The 18,942-nt window shown below is 58.0% G+C and carries 26 protein-coding genes; 20 read left to right on the top strand and 6 right to left on the bottom strand.

Annotated features, from left to right (window positions below; genetic code table 11):
• Positions 1–228: hypothetical protein (locus tag QQJ84_RS17980; protein ID WP_284259710.1), on the top strand; the 228-nt coding region annotated here is incomplete at its 5' end.
• 16 nt (positions 229–244) lie between these two features.
• Here the strand turns inward: QQJ84_RS17980 and QQJ84_RS17975 are convergent.
• The 5 genes from QQJ84_RS17975 to ssb form a co-directional block, all read right to left on the bottom strand.
• On the bottom strand, positions 245–577 hold the full coding sequence (locus QQJ84_RS17975) for a hypothetical protein (RefSeq protein WP_284259709.1): 333 nt from the start codon (positions 575–577) through the stop codon (positions 245–247).
• Positions 578–701: 124 nt separating this feature from the next.
• Positions 702–1,058 (bottom strand): replication initiation protein RepC, encoded by a 357-nt coding sequence (gene repC / locus QQJ84_RS17970; protein ID WP_284259708.1) that lies wholly within the window; start codon positions 1,056–1,058, stop codon positions 702–704.
• A gap of 169 nt (positions 1,059–1,227) precedes the next feature.
• Positions 1,228–1,881 carry a helix-turn-helix domain-containing protein gene (locus tag QQJ84_RS17965; RefSeq protein ID WP_284259707.1) on the bottom strand — a complete coding sequence of 218 codons (654 nt, stop codon included), beginning with the start codon at positions 1,879–1,881 and terminating at the stop codon, positions 1,228–1,230.
• A 533-nt stretch (positions 1,882–2,414) separates the two neighbouring features.
• Positions 2,415–2,636 carry a hypothetical protein gene (locus QQJ84_RS17960; RefSeq protein ID WP_284259706.1) on the bottom strand — a complete coding sequence of 74 codons (222 nt, stop codon included), beginning with the start codon at positions 2,634–2,636 and terminating at the stop codon, positions 2,415–2,417.
• A gap of 34 nt (positions 2,637–2,670) precedes the next feature.
• On the bottom strand, positions 2,671–3,036 hold the full coding sequence (ssb, locus tag QQJ84_RS17955) for a single-stranded DNA-binding protein (RefSeq protein WP_284259705.1): 366 nt from the start codon (positions 3,034–3,036) through the stop codon (positions 2,671–2,673).
• Positions 3,037–3,377: 341 nt separating this feature from the next.
• On the opposite strand from ssb, the gene QQJ84_RS19535 reads away from it, so the two are divergent.
• From QQJ84_RS19535 to QQJ84_RS17865, 19 genes are all read left to right on the top strand, one after another.
• Positions 3,378–3,683, top strand: a complete 306-nt coding sequence (locus QQJ84_RS19535) for a DUF736 domain-containing protein (protein WP_408862242.1) — start codon at positions 3,378–3,380, stop codon at positions 3,681–3,683.
• Positions 3,684–4,060: 377 nt separating this feature from the next.
• Complete coding sequence (locus QQJ84_RS17950; RefSeq protein WP_284259712.1) at positions 4,061–4,453, top strand: hypothetical protein; 393 nt, start codon at positions 4,061–4,063, stop codon at positions 4,451–4,453.
• Entirely contained in the window at positions 4,359–5,288 is a 930-nt protein-coding gene (locus QQJ84_RS17945) for a lytic transglycosylase domain-containing protein (RefSeq protein ID WP_284259704.1), read from the top strand. The genes QQJ84_RS17950 and QQJ84_RS17945 overlap by 95 nt, the downstream gene beginning before the upstream one ends.
• Positions 5,285–5,623 carry a pilin major subunit VirB2 gene (gene virB2 / locus QQJ84_RS17940; protein ID WP_348522692.1) on the top strand — a complete coding sequence of 113 codons (339 nt, stop codon included), beginning with the start codon at positions 5,285–5,287 and terminating at the stop codon, positions 5,621–5,623. The genes QQJ84_RS17945 and virB2 overlap by 4 nt, the downstream gene beginning before the upstream one ends.
• Before the next feature lies 1 nt (position 5,624).
• Entirely contained in the window at positions 5,625–5,957 is a 333-nt protein-coding gene (locus QQJ84_RS17935) for a type IV secretion system protein VirB3 (protein ID WP_284259703.1), read from the top strand.
• Entirely contained in the window at positions 5,947–8,337 is a 2,391-nt protein-coding gene (locus tag QQJ84_RS17930; RefSeq protein ID WP_284259702.1) for a VirB4 family type IV secretion/conjugal transfer ATPase, read from the top strand. The genes QQJ84_RS17935 and QQJ84_RS17930 overlap by 11 nt, the downstream gene beginning before the upstream one ends.
• Positions 8,338–8,350: 13 nt before the next feature.
• A complete protein-coding gene (locus QQJ84_RS17925; protein WP_284259701.1) occupies positions 8,351–9,061 on the top strand; it encodes a type IV secretion system protein in 711 nt (236 codons plus the stop codon).
• Positions 9,061–9,405 (top strand): hypothetical protein, encoded by a 345-nt coding sequence (locus QQJ84_RS17920; RefSeq protein WP_284259700.1) that lies wholly within the window; start codon positions 9,061–9,063, stop codon positions 9,403–9,405. The genes QQJ84_RS17925 and QQJ84_RS17920 overlap by 1 nt, the downstream gene beginning before the upstream one ends.
• An 8-nt stretch (positions 9,406–9,413) precedes the next feature.
• A complete protein-coding gene (locus QQJ84_RS17915) occupies positions 9,414–10,334 on the top strand; it encodes a type IV secretion system protein (RefSeq protein WP_284259699.1) in 921 nt (306 codons plus the stop codon).
• Positions 10,331–10,621 carry a type IV secretion system lipoprotein VirB7 gene (locus QQJ84_RS17910; protein ID WP_284259698.1) on the top strand — a complete coding sequence of 97 codons (291 nt, stop codon included), beginning with the start codon at positions 10,331–10,333 and terminating at the stop codon, positions 10,619–10,621. Before QQJ84_RS17915 ends, QQJ84_RS17910 begins: the two co-directional genes overlap by 4 nt.
• A gap of 9 nt (positions 10,622–10,630) precedes the next feature.
• Complete coding sequence (locus QQJ84_RS17905) at positions 10,631–11,326, top strand: type IV secretion system protein VirB8 (protein WP_284259697.1); 696 nt, start codon at positions 10,631–10,633, stop codon at positions 11,324–11,326.
• On the top strand, positions 11,323–12,255 hold the full coding sequence (locus QQJ84_RS17900; RefSeq protein WP_284259696.1) for a TrbG/VirB9 family P-type conjugative transfer protein: 933 nt from the start codon (positions 11,323–11,325) through the stop codon (positions 12,253–12,255). The genes QQJ84_RS17905 and QQJ84_RS17900 overlap by 4 nt, the downstream gene beginning before the upstream one ends.
• The gene (gene virB10 / locus QQJ84_RS17895; protein WP_284259695.1) at positions 12,252–13,391 is read left to right on the top strand and encodes a type IV secretion system protein VirB10; all 1,140 of its coding nucleotides are present in this window, start codon (positions 12,252–12,254) and stop codon (positions 13,389–13,391) included. Before QQJ84_RS17900 ends, virB10 begins: the two co-directional genes overlap by 4 nt.
• Complete coding sequence (virB11, locus tag QQJ84_RS17890) at positions 13,381–14,421, top strand: P-type DNA transfer ATPase VirB11 (RefSeq protein ID WP_284259694.1); 1,041 nt, start codon at positions 13,381–13,383, stop codon at positions 14,419–14,421. The genes virB10 and virB11 overlap by 11 nt, the downstream gene beginning before the upstream one ends.
• Positions 14,422–14,437: 16 nt before the next feature.
• A complete protein-coding gene (locus QQJ84_RS17885; protein ID WP_284259693.1) occupies positions 14,438–16,273 on the top strand; it encodes a type IV secretory system conjugative DNA transfer family protein in 1,836 nt (611 codons plus the stop codon).
• Between the two features lie 12 nt (positions 16,274–16,285).
• Positions 16,286–16,510, top strand: coding sequence for a hypothetical protein (locus QQJ84_RS17880; RefSeq protein WP_284259692.1), 225 nt, complete (start codon positions 16,286–16,288; stop codon positions 16,508–16,510).
• A 20-nt stretch (positions 16,511–16,530) separates the two neighbouring features.
• Positions 16,531–17,415 (top strand): zeta toxin family protein, encoded by an 885-nt coding sequence (locus QQJ84_RS17875; protein WP_284259691.1) that lies wholly within the window; start codon positions 16,531–16,533, stop codon positions 17,413–17,415.
• Positions 17,403–18,068 (top strand): hypothetical protein, encoded by a 666-nt coding sequence (locus tag QQJ84_RS17870; protein WP_284259690.1) that lies wholly within the window; start codon positions 17,403–17,405, stop codon positions 18,066–18,068. Before QQJ84_RS17875 ends, QQJ84_RS17870 begins: the two co-directional genes overlap by 13 nt.
• Positions 18,069–18,132: 64 nt before the next feature.
• Positions 18,133–18,492, top strand: coding sequence for a transposase (locus tag QQJ84_RS17865; RefSeq protein ID WP_284259689.1), 360 nt, complete (start codon positions 18,133–18,135; stop codon positions 18,490–18,492).
• Between the two features lie 53 nt (positions 18,493–18,545).
• Here QQJ84_RS17865 and QQJ84_RS17860 read toward each other — a convergent pair.
• Positions 18,546–18,942: type II toxin-antitoxin system MqsA family antitoxin (locus QQJ84_RS17860; RefSeq protein WP_284257445.1), on the bottom strand; the 397-nt coding region annotated here is incomplete at its 5' end.

The following is an 18,942-nucleotide window of genomic DNA, read 5'->3' as shown; positions in this document are numbered from 1 at the left end:
TGCCTCAAAACGGGGAATCATATTCCATATCTTCCGGGAAGAAGGGCCGTCGAGCACCGCTTACGGTCCGCCGGTGGAGATGAAGCCAAAACGGCGGCCGGCCTCGTCACGCTGACGGCCAGGCCGGAAACCCGTCGCGAATTCTTTATGTCACTCTTGTTTCCCGGAAATCAGCCTCGGCCGCAGTTTGAGCGTGACGGTGTGCAGGTCTGGTCCATTGATATGTAGGCGAAGCAGGCGCTATCTATGGTCCAGCGATCATGTTTCTCAGCATCTCCCGATGCGTCGGCGCCAATAACTCGGCCTCATTCAACCAGTCCCCGAAGAGAAGATTCTCGGACGCCACACCCTTTCCGCGCAATACGCTCGCGAGGTCTGACAGGCTGTCCCGTATAACCCTTTGGCCGTTATCCAGGACCGCCAGATAAAGGCCGTCAGCCATCGTGTAGATGCTCGCTTTCATAGAGCGTGAATAGCATTTTGCGGCGCGGCCGGCCATATCAATCCCATGAAATGATGGGGCTACGGCCGCATCGACAACCGGAACGTCTTCACTGAGAATGCCACGTCCAGCCAAGGCGTCTCTCGCTACTCGCACCAAGAACCGATTGGACCAGCGCAAGTGCGGGACTTCCGCTAGATCTTACCGCCTTCCTGGTTGTCGCCTGCACGGTAGGCGACGGCCATGCTCCCGGCCGCCCCTAATTGCGCACCACCAATGCCGGTTCGGTACTGCGTTTCACATGGCGGAACCAGCTCGCGGTGATGCTGACTTCCTCACCTTTGGCCAGTTTGCGCGCGATACCGGCGATATAGCTGGCCCGGCGCTGTTCAATCCGCGGTGCGGCGCAACGTGTGAACGTCGCGGCCGGCAATTCCGCCACCATCGCCACGGTCAGCGCCGCCCATTCGCGGCCCAGCCCACCACAGAGGGTTTTCCAAATCGCGTCGCTGAGATCGTATTGTGCGGCGAGCACATAGGCCGCGTCGATCAGGTCGTTCCATGCCGGATGAGGGTTTGAGAGATAGGCCGCAAGCGTCGGGCAAACATCGACCACCTGGTGGGTCTTTGGTATCCATTTTGGCCGGCCGAGTGGCCCATAATTTGGTGTCACCGCGCCGGACGGTTGCGGTTGTCCTTGAACAGACCCAGCTACGCGCTCCTTCAAGGAAAATACAGATTCTTTGTTATCTTCAGAATCGTTTGTATTAAGGGTGCCAGTTTTGTCATCCCCCCCCTGTCTTTTCTGAAAGCGTGGCGCATCGATGGCGCTCCGCGCGGACCTCCGAGCGGTAGAGCGCCCGGTCGGCGATGGCGGCTTCAAGCTCCGGCAGACGGTACACCAACGGTCCCAGGTCGATGGCGGGCCGGTCCAGGCCAATGCTGCCGGTGGTAAAATGCCGGTAGAGGAACCCGGCGCTTTGCAATTCGGCGAGATAGCGGGCGATGGTGCGCCTGCTCTTGCCCATTTCCTGGGCCAGGGTGGCATTACAGGCCGTGACCTGAAACCAGCCACGCTCGCATCTCATCCTGTCCAGAAGGGCAACCAGCCGGGCGAGCAACCGGGCAGCGCCATCCGAGAGCGGCGCGTCGTCGGCCATATGGGCAAGTTGGCCCGCCGCCACCAGGATGCTTAAGATGCGCCCCTTGGCCACCGGTCTGGCCGCGTGCGCCATCGCAAAAACCTGGGCATCATGCGGCGCGCGATGCGGCATTCCGGGCCGGTCACGATACAGGATTTCGCCAGCGGCACCGACGGCCTGGTGGAACCAGACATCGGCCGCCGTTGCCTCGCGGAGCGCCGTCGCGGATGGGGCAGGGAAGGGCACACGTCCGTCCTCGGGTTTTGGCCTAAAATCGGGTCTATAGGCGTCGTTCATCGTTTATGTCCTCGTTGGTTAAACCATCGAGGGCGGCCAGGAAGGATCGTGCGAACCGGATTTTGCGCGCAGCTTGCCACGGCAAGATTTGGCTTGCATTTTTTCGGGAGATGGGAGAAGTTGGAGATGTTGAGGTCTCCCTTTTCTCCCGGTCTTCCGGAAAATCGATCCCGCCAGGGTTGGCGCCCTCGGCGGGGTGATTTTTTTATGGGCTATCGTTGCTCTGGGTCAGTCATCTCCATCTGTTGCTGACGCCTGCATCGCAATTGCGACTTGCACGCCAAATTGAAGGCTCACATCATTCGCCGAGTCATGGCGAGTGTGTACTTTGGATGGCACAAAATCTCCGGCCATCAGACCAAAACGGACGCGCGAATGACGTGCCCCAATTCCAAACATTTTCGGAAATCTCTGCGCCGTTCGTAAGGCCCGCAGAATCCTATGAGTCAGCTGGGTCCGGCCGCTCGGCTCTGCGGTTCGATACGAAGCAACCTCAACCAGACTCACAGAAGAAGAATGCCGGCGATTAAACATCATCGCATCCCGACAGGTGTCGCAGGAATCAGGGTGCACGCGCGTTCAAGCGGGATTTTTTCGGCCCACATCCAGGGACCAGATGCGCCTGCCTGCAATATATAAATCGCGGCGGCCGGCATCACGGCATCGGCGGTTTGAAGCGCGTAAATCGCCTTGCACGCGTGCGCCAACGGCCGCCCGGTGCCGGCATCAAAAGCGATATAGATGAAGTCGCTCATCGCGGCCGCTGGCCCCGCTATCCCTGGAGGGCGCTCACGCGGATTCGGCTCTGTCGCGGTCAATAAAATTGATGCCGCCGTCATCGCCGACAATGATCTCGGCTTCTGACCGGTCCGTGGTTTCACCGTCCTTGCGCCAGGCACGGTAACTGAGCTCGCCGTTGACGATTACGCGGACGCCCTTTTTCCCCTTGTCGCGCAACACCCCGATGAGGCCAGGCTGGAAAGTGACGATCTTATGCCAGTGTAAATTCTTGCGCCACTCACCCTTGTCTTTGTCATACCAACCCGTATCGGTTGCAATGCTGAAGCTCGCTACGTCGCGGCCAGATTGCGTGGTGCGAATCTCCGCGTCACTGCCCAGCCGGCCCAACAGCTCGACCTGGTTTATATCGGCCATGTCACTTTTTCCTTCTCGCGGTTAAGTAGAAGATTACAACTAAACGCCTAGAACCGTCATCTTTTAGCGGTGATTTGGTGAGTAATGCACATTTATATTCCGTCATAATGTTAAAATTCCCGAATTTAGTAGGCGCGGGAGGGGAGGGCGCTGCCCTCACCCTCCCCGAAAAGCGCTGCCTACAGCACGGCGGGCCGCGCGATTAGGGGGCTGACGCCCGCCCTCTCTTGCAACCCAGCCGTGCCCGCCAGCATTTTATCCCCACCCCTCCCGCGCCCTTCGCGAGGCGCCCCGAAAAGCTGCGCTTTTCGGGCAGTTCATAGAGGAAGGAGATCAAAATCATGGAGATCGGTACATTCATAAAGTCAGGAGGGGAGTTCCGGGGGACGATCCGAACGTTGACGCTCTCTGCGGAACTAATATTTTCTCCAGTTCCGGTGTCTAATGGAAAATGCAAGGTATCACATCATATTTTCGCGAATGGTTGCCAGATAGGGGCGGTCTGGCCAAAGACGCCTGGGAGTATTTCTGAATTCAAAGTCCAGTTTGATGACCCGACATTTCCAGCGCCTGTTCAAGCCCGTCTGGTGGAACATAAAACGGGCGTATTCGTGTTGACATGGCAACGGCCGAGCTGGAGAATCTAACCGGCGAGTAATGACTCCGGCTGGGGCTGGAGTCATTACAAGTTTATCCAGCCAGAAAAAACAAAACCACAGATTGCACTCCGCTCAGGAAACTCTAGTGCTCCGGCTCTCTGGGGCGGTGGTTGTTCGTAAAAATCCAGATAATGAGATGTCTTTCGGACGCACCAGAGATTGTTCGGGAACTCAAGAGTTTATTTATATATGTTAATTATCTGGAAATTTGTTGATTTCCGATTTTTGGCCATGCCAGATTGCGGCTCGACCCATGACTTCAGACAGGCTCGGGGTGTGCGCAAACAAATGTGTTCCATGGTCAAATCTTGCATTTTAAAAAACTGGTATATGTTCGTCCTTGATCGACCAGGACGGGGGAACCATTGCCAAAACGCGGGCGGCCGAGGAAGCATAAGACGGGGCTTTATAAACCTGAGATTGAAGCGCACCTCCGCGAGGGCGAACGCATCATCCGGGCCTATGTCGTTGTTAAACCTGGCGGCCGGCGCTCAACAATCTGGACCCCGGCATTCGACTATCTGCTCTATGTCAACCTATCCGGGCTGCGGGGCTATCACCCCTGGCTTACCGATGACGGTAAGCCAAAAATCTTCAAGAGTTTTGACCGCATGCTCCGAAGCCTGCGCGAATTGGGTTATATCGGTCCGATCACGCTCTACGATGAGGGCGATCCTCGCCGCCCTCCCGAACCGACGGGAGCAACACGACGCCGGCCGGGCGATACGCGGGCTGAGAAAGAGGAAGCGGCCGAGTAGGCTTGGGCCGTTCCATCAACCGCTAAATTGCCTGCCCCGCGGGCTCGTCCTGAGCCATCTTTTCCCCGCCGTTATCGTGGCCGGGGTGGCGTGGGGGACGCCCGAGCCCGCGTGGGCAACGCCGCTCTCCGCGGCTGAGTTCGCGGCCACAGCGTCCCGCTGCGCACCCTCCGTGTCCGCCCAAACGCTGGCAGCGGTTGCCCGCACGGAGAGCGGTTTCGATCCTTGGGCTTTGCATGACAACACCACGGGCCTGAGTGAACGCCCGGACAATGCGCCAGCGGCTCTGGCGGACGCGTCAGCCTGGGTCGCGCACGGCGATTCCGTCGACATCGGCATGATGCAGATAAACTCGGCCAACCTCCCGGCCTTGAATATGACGGTGGCGAGCGCCCTTGATCCCTGCGTCTCGCTCGCCGGTGGTGCCGCGGTTCTGCGGGCGGCTTTCGGCGACGGGAATACCAGCGCCAATGCGCAGGTCGCCCTACTGCTGGCGCTTTCCCGGTACAATACGGGTTCGCCGCTCAGAGGCATCATGAACGGGTATGCCCGCAAAGTGATGGCGAACGGGAGCGTGTCCGCGCTTCCCGCCGCCGCCCCGGCGGTGAGCGCATTCCCGTCAACGGACCCGAACATGCCGCCGTCCTGGGACGTGTCGGCCACGGGCGCCTACGCACAGAGCCACGGGGCACCGTGGCTGGTGCCGTTGGCCCCTGACACAGACGACACCCCAAAGCAGCCGGTGGGCCTCCCGGCACCCGCGCAAGCACCAGACACGCTTGTCGCCAGTAGCCAGGCCAGCTCGTCACCCCAGGCAACAACGAGGTCTCCATGATGAATAAGTTAAAACCCCGGCTGATTATTTTTGGATCAGCACCAAATTCACTTAATTGGCAGCGCCTGGCGCTCGCCGCCGTGATGCTCGTGAGCCCGGTCATGGCTTACGCGCAAACGGTGACGGGTGGGGCGAGCCCGGCCACGATGGTCAATTCGATCTGCACTTTCATCCTTGGACCGTTCGGCCAGACCATCGCCGTGCTCGGCATTATCGGCATCGGCTTCCTCTTCATGTTCGGCCGCGCGTCGCTGGGGGTCATCGCCGGGGTCGTCGGCGGGATCGTCATCATGTTTGGCGCTTCCTATCTCGGCCAGACGCTGACCGGCGGCTGAGATGGAACCGCTGGAAACCGACACGCTCTATTTAGCGGCGACGCGCCCCGCCATGGTGATGGGCGTGCCGCTGACGGTGTTTGCCATCCTTCTGATGGTGGCCGGTTTCATCATCGTGCTGATGCGCAACCCGCTCTACTTGCTGGTCATGATCCCGCTGTTTTACGCCACCCGTGAAGTGGTGGCGCGGGATTACAACGCCATCGGCGTCGTTCTGCTTTACCTGAGAACCGCCGGACGCTCCGTTGATAGCAAAAAATGGGGCGGTGCATCGGTCGCACCCTTCCCTATCCGCATCCGCAACCGTGGCCGGGGGATGGTCGATGCTGGGTGATCATGGCCGTTCCGAGCGCGGCGCCGAAAAATACCTGAGCTATATCGGGCATATCGCCCCCGAAACCGTGTTGCTGGCCAATGGTGGTCTATTGGCGATGGCGCATGTCGAGGGCACGGCGTTTGAGCTGGAAGATCATGCCGCGCGCAATGCCCGGCTGCGATTACTCAATACGCTGTTTCGGAATATGGCCGACGATAACGTCGTTATTTACACCCATTTGATCCGGCATCCCGATCTCTCAGCCGAAGCGCCGCGGCATTTCCGGTCAAGGTTCGGCATAGACCTCGACGCCGCCTATCATCAAACGGTTCTGGAAAATCGGCTCTACCGGAATGATTATTATATCAGCCTGCTGGTCCTGCCGCGCAGCGCGTTGGGCACCGGGTTTGCCAAGCGCGTCAACAAATTCGGCAAGAAATTTCCGACGTCCTCGGAGACGCTGGCCCGCGAGCTGGAGGATCAATGGTTCGTGCTGGAAAATGGCCTGGCGGGCTTCAATGTCCGCCGCCTCGGTGTCTATGAACATGAGGGCATCGTGTTTTCCGAAATCGCGGAGGCCCTGCGCCTCATCATTACGGGCCGGCCCCTGCGGGTGCCGATTGTGTCGGGCCATTTGGGCGATTCCATATACACCGATCGGGTGATCTGTGGCCGTCGCGGGGTTGAGATTCGCGCGCCGGACAAGAGCATATTCGGGACGATTTTCTCTTTCCGGGAGTATCCGGCCAAAACCCGGCCTGGGATGTTGAACACGCTGCTATCGGCGCCGTTCCCGCTCGTGCTGTCGCAATCCTTCGCCTTTGTCACGCGGGCTCAGGCGCAGGATAAACTCTCCCTCAAATCAGCGCAGATGGTCGGCGCCCAGGACAAGGCATCCAGCCAGATCGCGGGCCTGGAAGAGGCCGCTGACGCGCTATCTTCAAATGAATTCGTCATGGGCGCGCATCACCTCACCCTCGCCGTCTATGGCAACACGCTGGCCGAGGTTGAGGACAGGGCAGGGCGGGCGCGCGGCCGGTTGGCTGACTCCGGGGCCGTGGTCGTCGAGGAACGGCTCGGCCTGGAAGCGGCGTTCTGGTCGCAACTGCCCGGTAATTTAGAATGGCGTACCAGGCCGGGCCATATCAACTCCAAGAATTTCGCCGGCCTGTCGAGCCTGGATAATTTCCCCACAGGGCAGAGTTATGGCCATTGGGGCCGGCCGATTGCCCGGTTCCGCACCGATGGGGGCACGGCCTATGATTATGTGCCCCATGTCGCCGACGTGGCCATGACCATCATTTTTGGCCCGATCGGCTCCGGCAAAACGGCTTTGCTGATGTTTCTGCTGGCCATGTTCGAGCAGTCCATGATCCTGGAAAACAAACAGTCGGGGGTGCGCGGCTCGGTCGTGTTCTTCGATAAGGACCGGGGCGGCGAGTTGCTGGTCCGTGCCAGCGGCGGCACCTATCTCGAATTGCGCCGTGGTGAGGCCTCCGGCATGGCGCCACTGCGCGGCCTGCAGAACACCAGGGCGGATGCCGACTTCCTGCGGGGCTGGATCATCGCGCTCATCCAAAGCGACGAGAAGGGCACGCTCAGCCCCGAGGAAGAGAAGCGGCTGGATCGGGCGATTTCGAGACAACTGAGCATGCCGGTGGAATTACGCTCCCTCGCCGGATTGCGCGAATATCTGGGGCATTCGGACCCGATGGGCTGCGGTCCCCGTTTGGAGAAATGGTGCCGGGGCAATTCACTCGGCTGGGCCTTTGACGGGGACCACGACGATGTGACGATCGACGAAGCGATTACCGGCTTCGACATGACCCAGCTTCTGGAACATGAGGAGGTTTGCGCGCCCGCGGGCGCCTATCTGCTCTACCGCGTGACCCAGATCCTCGATGGCCGCCGCGTGGTGCTGTCCATCGATGAGTTCCGGTTTTACTTGAAAAACCCGCAATTCGCCGCTGTGGTCGATAACCTTCTGCTTACGGTGCGCAAGAGCAACGGTGCGGTCTTCCTGGCGCTGCAAATGCCGGAACATATTCTTGAAAGCTCGCTCGGTCCGTCGATCGTGGCGCAATGCCAGACAAAAATTCTGTATGCGTCACCGACCGCGGACCATGCTGTGTATATCAACGGCCTCAAATGCACGGAGGGCGAGTACCGGGCCGTGCGCGAGGATATGCTGATCGGTAAACGCCGGTTTCTGCTGAAGCGCGAGCAGGGCAGCGTCATCTGCGAATTCGATCTCGGCGACATGCGCGAATATGTCGCTGTCCTTTCGGGCCGGGCGAATACCGTGCGCTTCGCCGAAAAACTCCGGCGCCAACACGGGGAAAATCCAGATAGGTGGCTGCCGGAATTTTTGCAGCGCTACCACGAAGCCACGGATTGAAGGGAGAGAGGCTATGCGGAAGTATCTATTCGTGTTTACCATTCTCAGCGGCAGCCTGACTCTGGCGCCGCAGGCGAAAGCACAGGTTGCGGTTATTGACTCCGCCAATCTGGCGCAAAATGTCCAGACCGCCGCGCAAGCCATTGTGGCCGTCGAACAGCTCAAGGCGCAGCTTACCCAGCTTGAGCAAACCTATCAGATGTTCACAAATCCGACGAATATATTGGGGATGGCAACGGGCATGGAAAACTCTGCCATTGAAAACCCGATGCCGCTGGCCAACTCCCTCGCCGGTCTTGTCGGGGGGCAAAGTGCTGGCTCTGCCGCAGCGACCACTTTCTACAATGAAAATCATATCTACTCGGCCCCTTCTGGAACTCCTGGGAGTGCTCAGCTCAATGCGAATGGACAGAGTATCGCCAATATTGAAGGCATTGCGTCCACCAATCTTTCAGCGATCGAGCAACGCTTGCAGGAATTGCCGGATCTGGAAGCAGATCTGAATGCGGCCACCTCCATCACTCAGGTTAGTGCGATCAATGGCCGCATCGCCGCTGAATCTCAATTTGTGCAGGCGCAGCAGGCGCAAGCCGCGAATCTTCAGGTATTGTCTTCCGAACAACAAGCGTCACAGCAACAACAAGATCAAGAGGAATTTCAAAAAGATGCCTCGAATAGCGAAAATGAAATGCAGCAAGCCGCCGCCGAAAACGGGAATCAGTAATGAACCAAGCAATAAATTTAACAATCGGTATTGCCATAATTGCAGTAGCCATCGGTGGCGGCGCAATTCTGATCATTGGTCATCAAGGACGACGGTCCGATGAGACAGCGATGGTCAGATCGTCTCCACCGGCACAAATAATTCATACTGCCGCATGGTACGTCGCGCATCCCGATATTCTCAAACAGGATGAAGCCAGATGTGCTGGTGATGCCGCCACGTTGCCGCAAGCAGCCTGCCAAAATGCGTATTCCGCCGACGGCACTATTTCTGAAACCGAGATGGAGAATGCCGCCATTAAAAATGGGTCGTCTCGCCCTGACGGAAACTCTAAAGGTCAGTGAGGTTATAAATGGCAAGCGCGGATGACTTCGGACCCTTCTTTGTATTCGATCAAACCGTGCAGGTGCCATTTACCAACGGGATGAACGGCACAGTCAATGCGGCGATGTCGGCTATTCAAGGCCCTTTGACTGCCCTTGTGGTATTATGGATCATCGTCACAGGAATTTTGGTAATGAGAGGTGATGTAAGCGTTCGTTCTGGCGTAACAAGAATAATTCGGATAAGCCTTGTCGTGGGCATCCTGATGTCAACGACTTTGTATAATGAATATGTAGTCACGTTTTTCACGACCGGACTACCGAATTGGCTATCGACCTCATTTCTCGGTATCACTGGCACTCAGCCGTCAGCTCACCAATTTGATGCGATTTGGGATCAAGCAAACATCCTGATTCTGGAAGCTCATAAAAATTTAAATTTCTATAACGTTCTGTACTCCGTGGAGTTGGCTATAGTTCAAGACTTCATCAGCGTACCGATTTTCATCACATTTTTAATCTATGAAACGGCAAAAATAATGATGGACATCATCGTGTGCATCGGTCCATTTGTTCTTTTGGGGTATTTATTTGACGCAACACGTGGCGTTGCTGATCGATGGATCGGAAAATTAATCGGATTGACGCTTCTCACTCTCCTCGTGGATATTGTTCTGAGTATCATCATTGACGGAGACAGAGCATACTTCAACGTGAGTATGACAAACCTAAATGGTGCCACCATTACTGATACGATAACGATCGTCATTCAGTTTCTTACGTTTTTGACTCTTGGCAGCCTTATTTCGGTATTTTTACCTGGAACCGCGAGCTTCCTTGGCGGCGGTGTGTCCATTAGTCCGATGGCAATGGCGCAAGCGGCGATGGGAGCCGGAAATCTCGTTCAATCTGTCCGGCCAAATAAAGCGCCGGTGGGAAGTAAATCATGACCAATGGTGAAGTGCTCGAGAATATTTCACATTTCCCGGTTCTATTGGTTCTGTTCTGGGCTATTTATCGAAAATTCTTTTCAAAAAAACCTGTCCCTTCCGTGATAACAGTTCCCGTTCGTGTAATTCGAATGGTTCTGATAGTCCTCACGTTTGGCCTGCTTGCCGGCTGTTCTAACAGCGATTCGTTGGCTGTCGCCAATGGCCCGGTGTTCGCCCTTAACGCGGGCCATTGGCAACCCACCCAGCAAGACCTGGCTGCGCCGCCGGCTGTGACGGACAAGTAGGAGCCCATCATGTCGAATCGAACAGGTTCCCTGCCTCTGACAGCGCCGATGCTTGAACAGCACTACAAAGAGGTATCGTCGTTTCAAGAGGCTCGGGCGCGTTCCGCGAACCGTCTCTCGAAAGGTCTCGTCATTGGCATGTGCATTGCGTTGCTGGCGAATGCCGGTCAGGCCTGGACAATCGCCTCAATGCTTCCCCTGACCAAGCTGGTGCCGGTGTATTTCGTCATTCGCCCTGACGGCACGATTGACAGCTCCCCAACATTATCCACGCTTCCCCCCTCCACAAATCAGGCGGTCATTCGTGCGGCGCTCTGGGAATACGTGAACGAGCGGGAGGGATATTCCTACGACACGGCGAAATATCGTTGGGACATCGTCTCCGGAATGTCCGACGCGGCAACCCGCGCCGCCTATCAACAGTGGTTCCAATATACAAACCCGCAATCGCCGCAGGTTACTGTAGGCAAAAATGGCGTGGTAACAGTGCAGGCGATTTCCGTGGCCCTGATCGGACCAAATGTCGCGCAGGTCCGGTTCCAGCGCGTCTATGCAAACGCCACGGGAAACGCGGCGATCATCACGACATGGACAGCCACCGAGCAGTTTGAACAAGTCGACACGATGCCTGCCGCAGAACGCCTGAATGATCCGGGGGGTATCGTCATTACCAGCTATCAGATCGAGGAGGACACCGCGCCATGAGCCGCGTTCGGGCTTTCCTATTGTCGGGCGCCTTGCTGGCTGCCATTGCGCCAACTCTGGCACAGGCGGAGCAAACACCTCTCCACGGCAGCTATGACACCCGCATGAGGTATGTTGCCTATAACCCTGGCCAGGTCGTTCATCTGTCCACCATTGTCGGCGCCACGCTTGTCGTCACCTTCGCGCCGAATGAGACGGTTAACGCGGTGGCTGAGACGGACACGATCCATCTGGCCGCCGTGCCCAAAGGCAATTACCTGTTTTTGAAACCCAGCGCGCCATTGACCTTGCAACCGGTGATCGTGCTGACGCAGCGCCCGGATGGTACGCTGCGGCGCTATGTTTTTGAAATCGAGACGGTATCGGCACCAAGCACGTCGGACGGGTCGCATGGCGTATTCTTCTCCGTGCAGTTTACCTACCCGGCCGATGAAGCCGCGGCAGTGGCGGCAAGGGCGGCGGCCGAGGCGGCACAAACGGCAAAGTTAAATCAGACCGCGCTTTTGCGCGCGCAAGCCACCGCAGCCAATTCAATCCTCGACAATCAGCGGACAAACCCGTTTATCGGCCCCCGCAATTACCAGTATGTCGCACAAGGAAATTCGTCGCTCACGCCGGCAAATGTGTGGGACAACGGCTATTCGACGGTTCTGCAATTTCCGGGGAACGAGCGTATTCCGGGGATTTTCGTTATTGATCCCGATGGGAAGGAAGCGACGGCATCCTATTCGGTCAATGGCAGCACCGTGCAGATTGGCGAGACCGCACGGGAATTCCGGCTCCGCGATGGCAATACGGTGCTGAATATCTACAATCTTGCGTACAACACGGTCGGCCAGAACCCAGGCACCGGCACGACAAGCCCCGAGGTGACGCGGGTCATCAAGGATCCCAATTCCCAAAGTGAGACCACGGGAGATATGCCATGAGCGACCCAGCCCAATCGCCGATTGACGACGGTAGGTCGCCGGTCGCAGGCGCGCCTAGCCGTGAGCGGAGCATTGGCACCAAATTCGGCATCATGGTGCTGATTGGCGTCGTGGTGCTCGGGTTCATATGGTTTAACGCGTTGTACAGCCATCGGGCCGCCACGCAGCCCGTGGGGGCGGCAACGGCCTATGGCAATGGCGGTGAGCCGTATATCCAACCACCGGCGGCCGTACCGGCACCGGCAACGCCCAATTTGCCGCAACCTTCGCCGGCAAGTTCGTCATCGTCCTTCTTGGGTGGTTCTCAACATGAAAGCCCGGCCCAGGCCCCGATCATGGCATTTTCGGGGGCCGACGATATGGTCCCACCTGCGCCACCGGCATCGGCGCCCGCGCCCTCGGATGCGGCCCAGACGGATGGCCCTTCCACGCTGCCGGGTACGGATAAATCACCGCTCGCCGCCCGGCTGCAAGCCACAGTCATGGATGGAGAAAAGGCGAGCGTGCTGCGCAACCCGGCCATGGTCATCACCGAAGGCACGATGATCCCCTGCATTCTGCAAACCGCCATTGAAAGCGAGCTGCCAGGCCTGGTGACATGCGTGGTGCCGCTCGACATACGCGGCTCGACGGGGGACGTCGTGCTCCTCGATCGCGGCACCAAAATCGTCGGGCAGATTCAAACCGGCCTGTTGCAGGGCCAGGACAGGGTGTTTGTGGATTGGACCCGCGCCGAGACGCCGGATCATGTGATTGTCACGCTCGACTCCCCGGGGTCCGATGAGCTGGGCCGGGCTGGCCTGGCGGGTGCTGTAGACAATCATTTCTGGCAGCGCTTTGGGGGGGCGCTTATGTTGACCCTCGTACAAGGTGGCCTGCAAGCTGCGACCATCGAAGCCGCAGGGCAGGGAGGGTCTAATTCCACCACGCAGGCCGCCGCTTCTGGGTTTGTCTATGCCGGACAAAGCAACGGCCAGCAGATTGCCAATACGGCGTTGGAAAACAGCATCAACATCGCCCCGACATTGAGCAAAAATCAGGGTGACACTGTTTCTCTCATCGTTGCCCATGATCTTGATTTCTCCAGCGTCTATCAGCTTCAGGTGAAGAATACGGAGAATGGTTATGGCGGGTGAAGCGGCGCTACAGCTCAATTTCCTGATGAAACCGCTTGCACCCTGGCTGGATGACCCCGCCACGGAAGAAATCTGCATCAACCAGCCTGGCGAGCTGTTCGTGCGGCAGAAAGGCGTGTTCCGGGCTGAGGCGATCCCGCTGGATTATTTTGATCTGGAGGACATCGCCACCCTGGCCGGGGCGCTGCGCAAGCAGGATGTCGGCGCACGCAATCCGCTTTGCGCCACGGAATTGCCCGGTGGCGAGCGGTTGCAAATTTGCCTGCCGCCCTCGGTGCCGGCCGGGACGGTGAGTATGACCATCCGCAAGCCGGGCAGCACGGTATCGCCGCTCGCCGCGGTGACGGGACGCTACCAGTCCGGCCGCTGGAACCAATGGGACCAGCGCAAGCAAACGGCTTTGCGCGATTATAGCGAACTGCTCGGGCTTTATGATTCGGGCAATCTGCGAGCGTTCCTGGAGATGGCTGTCAGGGCGAAGCTGACGATTTTGCTCTGTGGCGCCACCGGCTCGGGCAAAACCACCATGAGCAAGACGCTTATTGGCGCCATCCCCGCGCATGAACGCCTGATCACGATCGAGGACACGCTGGAGCTGGTGATTCCCCAACCGAATCACGTCCGGCTGCTCTATTCGAAGGATAATATCGGGCAGTCCCGCGTGACGGCGGAAACCTTGCTGCAAGCCTGCCTGCGCATGAAGCCCGACCGCATTTTGCTGCAAGAGCTCCGTGATGACGCGGCTTGGACCTATATCAATGAGGTTGTCAGCGGCCACCCCGGCAGCATCACGACGATCCACGGCAGCAATGCGGAGCAAGCGTTTAAGCGGCTCTTCGCGCTGGTCAAAGGCAGTCCCCAAGGCGGGCAGTGGGACGATAAAACGCTCATCAGTTTTCTGGTCTCGGCGGTCGATCTGATTATCCCCTTTCATAATGAAGGCCCCCTCTATGAAATCCGCGAGGTCTGGTTCGCGCCGGATGCCGCTCGCCGGGGAGAAAATGCCGCCGACCTGATGCTGGCGGCTTAACCAAGGAGAATTTGCCATGAGCGTGACCATCTCGGATGCAACCGGGCAATTCATTATCAAAGCAGGCTTCGGCGTCATCCTGGCGGGGATCGCCTGGACCGTCGTCGCTTCGATGGTTTTCTTGTTCGGCACTGGCTTACTGCATTACTTTCCACATCCGTTTTATCAATGGTGGCTGTATTTCTTCAGTTTTGACGGCAATCCGCGCGTGGCAATCTGGCTCAAGATTGGCGCGGCGGCCGGGGCTCTGCCGCCCATTGTCATGTTGATTGCCATCGTCACACGCGGTCAACGCCTGACGGGCGCGAAGCTGCGTCGCCCTCTGTTCGGCGGCCTGGTGCGCTCACCGCTGGCGGTGACGGATAATCATGGACATGCCGACTGGATTACCATGGAACGCGCAAAGCAGCGGTTTTCGGGGCCGAACTCCGTATTCGGCGGGGTGGTGGTTGGCGAAGCGTACCGGGTCGATCAGGACAAGGTGGCGAAGGTGCCTTTCTCGCCCGAGAGCCCAAAAAGCTGGGGGCAGGGGGGTAAGGCTCCACTTTTGATAGACCCTTGCCAGGAAGGCTCGACGCATTCCCTCATGGTAATTGGCCCTGGCGGGTACAAAACAATGTCGGCGCTTTCCTCCCTGCTCTATTGGACAGGTTCGGCGGTGATCCTCGATCCTGCCGGAGAAATCGCGCCGATGGTGCGCGAGGCCCGCCGCAAGATGGGGCATACCGTATATGAGATTTCACCCGGCTCGGATGTGGGTCTCAATGTCCTCGAATGGATCGATATAAATTCACCGCTGGCGTCGACCAATATTGAATCAATCGTGACATGGGTGTGTGGCGATCCGCCCAAAGACCTGCCCGGCAATGGCGGGTTTTTCGACAAGATGGGTCGGAACGTCGTGCGTTGCCTGACGGCTCATATTCTTGCGGACCCGGCTACGCCGCCCGAGCTTAAAACCCTGACCTCGGTGCGCAATGCCATCGCCAAGCCGATGCCGGTTTTGCGCGCCGTCCTGAGCGGCATCTATGAATCCAGCCCGAACAGTTACGCCCGCCAGCACGCCGGTTCGCTCTGTGGGCTGGTAGATCAAACTTTTAGCGGGGTGATCGGCAATGCCGCCGAGTTGACCGGCTGGCTGGCGAACGAGGCGTATGCCAAGCTTGTCTCCAAGAGCACTTTCAAAACAAAGGATCTGCTCAACGGCAAGGTGACGGTTTTCCTGAAAATGCCGCTAAAGGTCTTGGAAACCACGCCCGGTATTTCTCGAACCATCATCGGCGCGCTGCTGAACGCGGCGTATGAGGCGGATGGCAATGTGGCGGGGCGGATACTTTATCTTCTCGATGAAGCTGCGCGCCTCGGCTATATGAAGATCTTGGAGACCGCGCGCGATGCTGGCCGGAAATACGGAATCACGATGCAATTGCTGTATCAATCCACCGGGCAGATTATCGATCAATGGGGCGAGCAAGGCAAGCGCGCGTGGTATGACGGCGTTTCTTATCGCTGCTATGCCGCGGTGCAGGATTTGGATACCGCAACGGAATTGGAAAATAGCTGCGGCACGTATGGCGTCATCGCCAGTTCGGAAGGGGTGAATAGCGGCACATCTGGGAAGGGCTTTGAGACCGGCAACCGCTCGCGTGGCTCGACAACCAACTCGCATGAGATTTCGCGCCCCCTTATTCGCAAAGCAGAGTTGATGCACGATTGCCGGGACGATGAGATGTTTGTTCTTATTCGTGGTGCTCCGCCAATGCGCTGCGGCCGGCCAATTTATTTTCGGCGGCCGGAGATGACAGACAGGGTCGAGGCCAATCGATTTTTTAAACCGAGTCAACCAAAGTAAAGGAAACCCTCAATGTCTGAAATCGAATCTAACCTCGACAAAGCCGCGTCGGCCTATTGGATGAGTGTCGCGGCCAAGGCTGGCCCGGATGACGCTCTTGCTGTGAGCAATGCCAGCAATCTTGAACGGGATTCACGGGCAGAAGCCCGCATTCCCGATAGCCCACGGCAACCGACGCTGAACACTATGGAAGCGCCGCCTCTCGATGTACTGAAGTCGCAACCTTTGGTGCCGTGATAACAGCAAAGGAACGCATTATGCCCGATACGAACCCGCAAAAACCTTCAACCGGATTACCCAAGCCAAAAGCCGGAGCGCCCTTCACGCCCGGCTCAAACGCCGTCAGGGGTAGGGAGGTTGATTTAACCGCCCTGGCCCCCAAGCAAGAGCCGGAACCCCTTATTGAGCAAGGTATCGATCTTAGTGGTCAGCCCAAAATCATCTTCGCGGCTGGTCGCGGCAAAACCGGCAAAACCACGCTACTTCGGTGGATCGCGGAAAAAACCGTCCAGAGCGGTGGTGAAACGATTCTAGCCGATATTGATCCGAGTAATGCCAGCTTCTCTCAATATTTTGAGGGTGTGGTGAGGCCCGAAACGGACAATCCGGCCGGCGTTACCCGTTGGCTGCAACAATTGATGGAGCATTGCGTTAAGAACCGGCAATCCGCCATTGTTGATCTTGGTGGCGGCGATACGACACTGCGCACCCTGGCGAGCGAAATGCCGGAGCTGGCGTCACAAATCGAAGCGTCCGGCCTGGCGCCCGTCATGCTCTACATGCTCGGCACCCAAGCGGAGGATTTGATACCCGCACTGACCTTAACCTCACGCGGCTTTTCCGCAAAAGCCCAAGCGTTGGTCTTGAATGAGGTCGCGATTGATGCGGGGGCGACGCGCAGAGAGGCGTTTGCGCGAATTACGACCCTGCCAGGCTTTGCGGAATTGGCGAGGTCGAGCGTTCAAGTCTGGATGCCGCGGTTATTCGCGGCGGAGGCTGTCGAAATCCGCCGCTGCCTTTTTCACGATGCGCGGGACGGCCTCGTTTCACCGCCTCTCGGCATTTTTGATGCCGCGCGGGTCCGTGCGTGGATGGATACGATGGATCGGCGGTTTGAAGGAATCGGATCATGGATTCGGTAACCGCCCCGCCGCGCCATGAAATCTTGCGCCAGAAGATCGCGCTGGCACAGCAAAATTTACAGCAAGCCGCCGCTGCTGCCGTCCTGAAAAATGATCCCTTGGCCGATTACCTCAAGGCGGTGGCGTTCTCCTTTGACACGCAAGTTGATATTTACGAGGCGTTTGAAACCGCGCACCGGGCGATTACCCATGTTCTGAACGATGCCTCGGCGATCGTGCAAGAAACGGTGTCGAACGAAGCCCTTCCGCAACTGCACGCTTCTTGCGCCGCGATTATCGACCAGCTCGGGCCGCAACTCGTCGCCATGGTTGAAACGACCATGCAACACCGCCAAAAAACGCTTAGGTTGCGGACCATACTTGGCGGGGCTGCGGCCTTGCTGGCGGTGGTGGTGGTTGGTGGGTGCCTGACGTATGGCACGGGCTACACGGCGGGCCGGACTCAAGGCGAGATTATCGGCAATACGACGAATGCCGCCATGAGGTTCGGGCCGAACGCCGCTGCGGATTGGGCGTTGCTCATGGCCTATAACGATCCAGTCTCAGCGCTCGCGGCCTGCAAAAAATCCACAGCCGCCGACGCAGAAGGCCAGCATTACTGTTTGATGCCGGTCTGGACCGAATCCCCGCAACCGGCCAACTCCGGGCAATAAGAGCGATGGCGATTACTGAAGGTAAGGGTTTCCGCGCCGAGTGCGCGATGCATCACAGAAGCCAATGTCCGGCATCCAACTCGTATCCACGCATTTCCCAGGTGCTGCCAAGATCGTGCTGGTGCAGGATAACCTCAGCACCTACACCACCGCGTCGCTCTACGCAGCCTTTCCATCCGCCGAAGCGCGTCGGTTCGTCGAGTGCTTCGAATGGCATTACACCCCCAAGCATGGCAGCTGGCTCGACCTGGCTGAAACAGAACTCGGCGTTCTCTCAACCCGATGTTTGAATCGCCGTGTTTCCGACAAGAAATCATTGATCAAGGAGATTGCCGCATGGGAGCAAAACAGAAACAAACATCAAACTAAAGCCGACGGACAATTCACAACAGCCGACGCCCGAATCAAGCTCAAGAGGCTCTAACATCAGTTCGAATGACGCGGGCCACTAGGTTTGTGAGGGACCTGCGCCGCTCATCAGGCGGTGCGGATCTCGTTTAACAGATCGGGATGTCGCTCCAGCACCTTGAGCAGCTTCACCAGCGCCAAGGGCGGCTTGGTTTTGCCGTTCTCATAACGGGAGAATGCATTGACCCCGCCTCCGAAGATTTCAGCAGCCTCGCGCTGATCAAGTGCCAGCTTCTTGCGCACAGCGGCGATGAAGTTCGGATCGACAATGGCCGCGTTGACCTCCCTAGAAAACGCCCGCATCTCGCGCATGACCCGATCCGATTCCGCAGCCCCCAGGATCGACTCAGCGCAGGCCGGGCAAAAATCTCCCGTCACCGCAGGAATGACGGTCGTCTCACCCTTGTAGGTGTAAGGCAGGTCGCGGGTGTCGTGGATCAGTTCGGCCGCGCCGCAGACAGGACAT

This window comes from Acidocella aquatica (assembly GCF_030160635.1).
In the GTDB taxonomy this organism is placed as follows: Bacteria; Pseudomonadota; Alphaproteobacteria; order Acetobacterales; family Acetobacteraceae; genus Acidocella; species Acidocella aquatica.
Note: the sequence above shows the minus strand (reverse complement) of the source record. Positions and strands in the feature narration are given on the sequence as shown.

What these genes read in the sequence shown, in the direction of transcription:
- QQJ84_RS17965 (WP_284259707.1), bottom strand. Translation starts at nt 1,881, where the DNA reads ATGAACGACGCCTATAGACCCGATTTTAGGCCAAAACCCGAGGACGGA.
- QQJ84_RS17960 (WP_284259706.1), bottom strand. Translation starts at nt 2,636, where the DNA reads ATGAGCGACTTCATCTATATCGCTTTTGATGCCGGCACCGGGCGGCCG.
- ssb (WP_284259705.1), bottom strand. Translation starts at nt 3,036, where the DNA reads ATGGCCGATATAAACCAGGTCGAGCTGTTGGGCCGGCTGGGCAGTGAC.
- QQJ84_RS19535 (WP_408862242.1), top strand. Translation starts at nt 3,378, where the DNA reads ATGGAGATCGGTACATTCATAAAGTCAGGAGGGGAGTTCCGGGGGACG.
- QQJ84_RS17945 (WP_284259704.1), top strand. Translation starts at nt 4,359, where the DNA reads ATGAGGGCGATCCTCGCCGCCCTCCCGAACCGACGGGAGCAACACGAC.
- virB2 (WP_348522692.1), top strand. Translation starts at nt 5,285, where the DNA reads ATGATGAATAAGTTAAAACCCCGGCTGATTATTTTTGGATCAGCACCA.
- QQJ84_RS17935 (WP_284259703.1), top strand. Translation starts at nt 5,625, where the DNA reads ATGGAACCGCTGGAAACCGACACGCTCTATTTAGCGGCGACGCGCCCC.
- QQJ84_RS17930 (WP_284259702.1), top strand. Translation starts at nt 5,947, where the DNA reads ATGCTGGGTGATCATGGCCGTTCCGAGCGCGGCGCCGAAAAATACCTG.
- QQJ84_RS17925 (WP_284259701.1), top strand. Translation starts at nt 8,351, where the DNA reads ATGCGGAAGTATCTATTCGTGTTTACCATTCTCAGCGGCAGCCTGACT.
- QQJ84_RS17920 (WP_284259700.1), top strand. Translation starts at nt 9,061, where the DNA reads ATGAACCAAGCAATAAATTTAACAATCGGTATTGCCATAATTGCAGTA.
- QQJ84_RS17915 (WP_284259699.1), top strand. Translation starts at nt 9,414, where the DNA reads ATGGCAAGCGCGGATGACTTCGGACCCTTCTTTGTATTCGATCAAACC.
- QQJ84_RS17910 (WP_284259698.1), top strand. Translation starts at nt 10,331, where the DNA reads ATGACCAATGGTGAAGTGCTCGAGAATATTTCACATTTCCCGGTTCTA.
- QQJ84_RS17905 (WP_284259697.1), top strand. Translation starts at nt 10,631, where the DNA reads ATGTCGAATCGAACAGGTTCCCTGCCTCTGACAGCGCCGATGCTTGAA.
- QQJ84_RS17900 (WP_284259696.1), top strand. Translation starts at nt 11,323, where the DNA reads ATGAGCCGCGTTCGGGCTTTCCTATTGTCGGGCGCCTTGCTGGCTGCC.
- virB10 (WP_284259695.1), top strand. Translation starts at nt 12,252, where the DNA reads ATGAGCGACCCAGCCCAATCGCCGATTGACGACGGTAGGTCGCCGGTC.
- virB11 (WP_284259694.1), top strand. Translation starts at nt 13,381, where the DNA reads ATGGCGGGTGAAGCGGCGCTACAGCTCAATTTCCTGATGAAACCGCTT.
- QQJ84_RS17885 (WP_284259693.1), top strand. Translation starts at nt 14,438, where the DNA reads ATGAGCGTGACCATCTCGGATGCAACCGGGCAATTCATTATCAAAGCA.
- QQJ84_RS17880 (WP_284259692.1), top strand. Translation starts at nt 16,286, where the DNA reads ATGTCTGAAATCGAATCTAACCTCGACAAAGCCGCGTCGGCCTATTGG.
- QQJ84_RS17875 (WP_284259691.1), top strand. Translation starts at nt 16,531, where the DNA reads ATGCCCGATACGAACCCGCAAAAACCTTCAACCGGATTACCCAAGCCA.
- QQJ84_RS17870 (WP_284259690.1), top strand. Translation starts at nt 17,403, where the DNA reads ATGGATTCGGTAACCGCCCCGCCGCGCCATGAAATCTTGCGCCAGAAG.
- QQJ84_RS17865 (WP_284259689.1), top strand. Translation starts at nt 18,133, where the DNA reads ATGTCCGGCATCCAACTCGTATCCACGCATTTCCCAGGTGCTGCCAAG.